This window comes from Rhizobium sp. PP-CC-3G-465, from assembly GCF_004343445.1.
Taxonomy (GTDB): domain Bacteria; phylum Pseudomonadota; class Alphaproteobacteria; order Rhizobiales; family Rhizobiaceae; genus Ferranicluibacter; species Ferranicluibacter rubi.
In genome coordinates, this window is record NZ_SLYH01000046.1 from 1 (window position 1) to 3,034 (window position 3,034).

General features: G+C 55.7%; 3 protein-coding genes. 2 read left to right on the top strand and 1 reads right to left on the bottom strand.

From position 1 onward, the window contains the following. The first annotated feature begins 1,067 nt into the window (after nucleotides 1-1,067). Nucleotides 1,068-1,613, top strand: coding sequence for an ImmA/IrrE family metallo-endopeptidase (locus C8J33_RS26665; protein WP_132665922.1), 546 nt, complete (start codon nucleotides 1,068-1,070; stop codon nucleotides 1,611-1,613). 316 nt (nucleotides 1,614-1,929) lie between these two features. Continuing rightward, the gene (locus C8J33_RS26670) at nucleotides 1,930-2,406 is read left to right on the top strand and encodes a recombinase family protein (protein ID WP_245507310.1); all 477 of its coding nucleotides are present in this window, start codon (nucleotides 1,930-1,932) and stop codon (nucleotides 2,404-2,406) included. 110 nt (nucleotides 2,407-2,516) lie between these two features. Here the strand turns inward: C8J33_RS26670 and C8J33_RS26675 are convergent, their stop codons facing one another. Beyond that, entirely contained in the window at nucleotides 2,517-3,026 is a 510-nt protein-coding gene (locus tag C8J33_RS26675; RefSeq protein ID WP_132665923.1) for a MucR family transcriptional regulator, read from the bottom strand. Between the last annotated feature and the right edge of the window lie 8 nt (nucleotides 3,027-3,034).

Sequence of the window (3,034 nt, forward strand, 5' to 3'; positions counted from 1 at the left end):
CGTTCCGCCCTGATGGATGTCCAACCGGTGGCCTACCATTAAGCGAAAGGGTCCTGCTTCAAGACGATCCAACTCGATCCGACGCCTTGAACGGAATCGAACCGTTGGCGGGGGCGCCTGGACTGAGCTAACGCGCTCAAAAATCACGAATAATGTTCGCGCGGCTCTAGGAGCCTATATTGCGCCAATCCGGTGCAACCAGATTTTTCTACGCATAGAACGACCGTCAAATTGGTTCATGAGAAATTAAATAATCAGGATTCATGCATCTTGCAAAATTCGTGAATAATGAATTGCTGTATTTTCACGTCTTTTCTCAAAAAATAACGGCCAACCTGAAGGCTGACCGTTATCGATACTTGAGGGGAGGATCATAGGATGGGCGGAGGCCCACTTATTTTTCCCTGGTCGTGGTGCTGGAAGGGCCGGTGCGGACAAACTGTCCGGAGATGGCGCTACGTGTTGCGCCGCCTGTGCTACCGCTGGGGCCCGGGGCCTCGCGTACCGTGGTATGGGGGCTACGTTGCCCGTGGGCCGTCGTGACGTAGCGACCGCTTATTGCGCTGCGATAATGGCCGCCGCCCTTGCTTTTTGTCATTGCATTAACTTTCATGGTAAGCATCGGTTGCCGATGCGGGTTTCGATTGCGATATTGCAACCACATCCGTATATTGCCTTTGAGGAATTAAATTGCAAGATCGCAACGACGAGTTATCCCCAAGATTTGACGGAGAGGGTTTTATCGCTGCTCTCGACGCGGCGCGAAGCGCGCGTGGCCTCACGTGGAAGAAGGTTGCAGAGCAGGCGAAAGTCCCAGCATCCACCCTTACGCGTATGTCTCAAGGGAGGAAGCCGGACGTCGATAGTCTGTCAGCGCTATGTGCCTGGTCAGGCCTCCGGGCTGATGATTTCATCATTTCGAGAAAAAAGCAGAATCCCGAGACTCTGTCTGAAGTTAGCGCTTTGTTTCGGGCTGATCCGAGCCTATCTAAAGAGGGTGCAATGGCGATGGAGGCTATCATTAAGGCTGCGTACGAACAGATCCGGAAGATCCGGAGTTAGCGCTTATGGCGTTGCGGCACGGTTTCAAATCCGAATCGAACGCATGGTCACGTGAACTTCGCGCGGAACTGGGCTTGGCACCGCATGAAGCGCTATGTGTGCGTCGCCTTTGCGAGCACTTGGACATTACGCTCTTGGAACTGAGCAAAGTGCAGGCTGATCCAGGATATCTGGCATACTTCCTGCTCGGTGCGGGGCGAAGATTCTTTTCAGCCGTTACACTCGAAATTTTCGGCATACGTTGGATCGTCCATAACGATGCACATGACGAAGGTCGGCAATCATCTAATATCGCACACGAAATCGCGCACGCTGTCCTTCATCACGCAGTGCCCTCACTTTACGCAGCAGACGGGCAGCGTTCCCACAATAAAGCGGACGAGGAAGAAGCGAATTGGCTGGGCCCTGCCCTTCTAATTTCCGACGAGGTTTCGCTATTCATTGCCAGCAGCGGAATGTCGCTCGCTGAGAGTGCCTCTATCTATGGATGTTCGAAAGAAGTCGTGCAGATGCGCCTTAACGTCTGTGGAGCACGGCGTCGAGTAGCGTAAGCCGCCATTATGGAACAAATGAGATCAGCAAAAGTGAGATGAAAATATGAATAGAAACAGCAATCTATGGATTATGAACTTGCTTATTCCGTCTATAACGACGGGTATAATAATCTACTTTGGAAGTGCTGCATATCAGAGCCAATGGGGAGAACCATCTTTCATTGCAACGGCAATCATTGGAGGCGTCGCAGCTTTCATTACATATTGGGCTTACGAGCGCTTTGTTCGTAAAGGTGACAATCTTTCTTAAGTCAAGATTTATGTTCAAGGACCAGACGCTTGCCAAAACAAGCGCTCGGACTGAACGTAAGTCATGAACAGAACAGCCCCTCCGCTACGCCTTGTTGGCTACGCACGCGTCAGCACCGTAGGTCAGACCCTGGAGGTCCAGCTCGACCAGCTGGAAGCGGTGGGATGCGAGGTCATCTATCACGAGAAGGCCAGCGGCGCCCGCGACGATCGCAAGCAGCTGGTGAAGATGGTGAAGAACCTGCGCGAGGGCGATCTCGTCGTGGTGACGCGGACCGACCGCCTCGCCCGCTCAATTTTCCAGATGTTCCGGATCGTCAGCCAGATTGTCGATGCCGGGGCAAACTTCCGCGACATGGCACAGCCGATGGCCGACACCTCGACCAGCTCGGGCCGCATGTACCTGGCGATCCTAGGCGGCCTGGCCGAGATCGAGCGGGAGCTGATTGCCAGCCGGACGGCCGAAGGCCGCGCCCGTTCAACGAAGCGCATGGGACGACCGTTCAAACTGACGCCCCGCCCAGCAGGCCGAGGCGCTTGAGCGCAAGGCCAGCGGCGAACCGCTACCGATATCGCCCGCTCGTACAACGTCAGCCACATGACCATCCAGCGCCTTCGGCCACCGGTCTGAGTAAGTTGGACATGACCAGGTTAGGTTTGGGAGCTGCGCGGCTTGCGCGGGCGCGTGGCAGGCTTTTCCTCGGCGGGTTCACTCGTGCCGGCTGCTTCGGGTTCCAATACGGCCTTTGCTGACCGGATGTGGCCCAGGCTGATTGACCGTGCCAGTTCCGCGCGCCTGGCACCGTAGGCCGGGGCGGTCATGGGGTACTCTTTCGGAAGCCCCCACTTCTCGCGGTATTCGTCAGGTGTCATAGCGTAATGAACCTGCAGATGCCGCTTGAGAGTTTTGAATTTTTTGCCGTCCTCCAGGCAGATCAGATAGTCGTCATGGACTGACTTGCGGATCGGGACAGCCGGAACAGGCTTCTCTGCCGGTTGCTCGGGCTCGGGGGCATTGCCAAGACCACCGAGGGAGGCATGGACCTGACCAATCAAGCCCGGAAGCTGGTCCGTCGGCAGCTTGTGTTTCGTGACGTAGGCCGCGACAATCCGGGCGGTCAGCGTGATGACCGGATCATCACCGGGCGGGTTGTCGAGCATTTTGTTCT

Excerpts from the sequence above, each read along its gene's own strand:
- C8J33_RS26670 (WP_245507310.1), top strand. The coding sequence starts at position 1,930 with ATGAACAGAACAGCCCCTCCGCTACGCCTTGTTGGCTACGCACGCGTC.
- C8J33_RS26665 (WP_132665922.1), top strand. The coding sequence starts at position 1,068 with ATGGCGTTGCGGCACGGTTTCAAATCCGAATCGAACGCATGGTCACGT.
- C8J33_RS26675 (WP_132665923.1), bottom strand. The coding sequence starts at position 3,026 with ATGCTCGACAACCCGCCCGGTGATGATCCGGTCATCACGCTGACCGCC.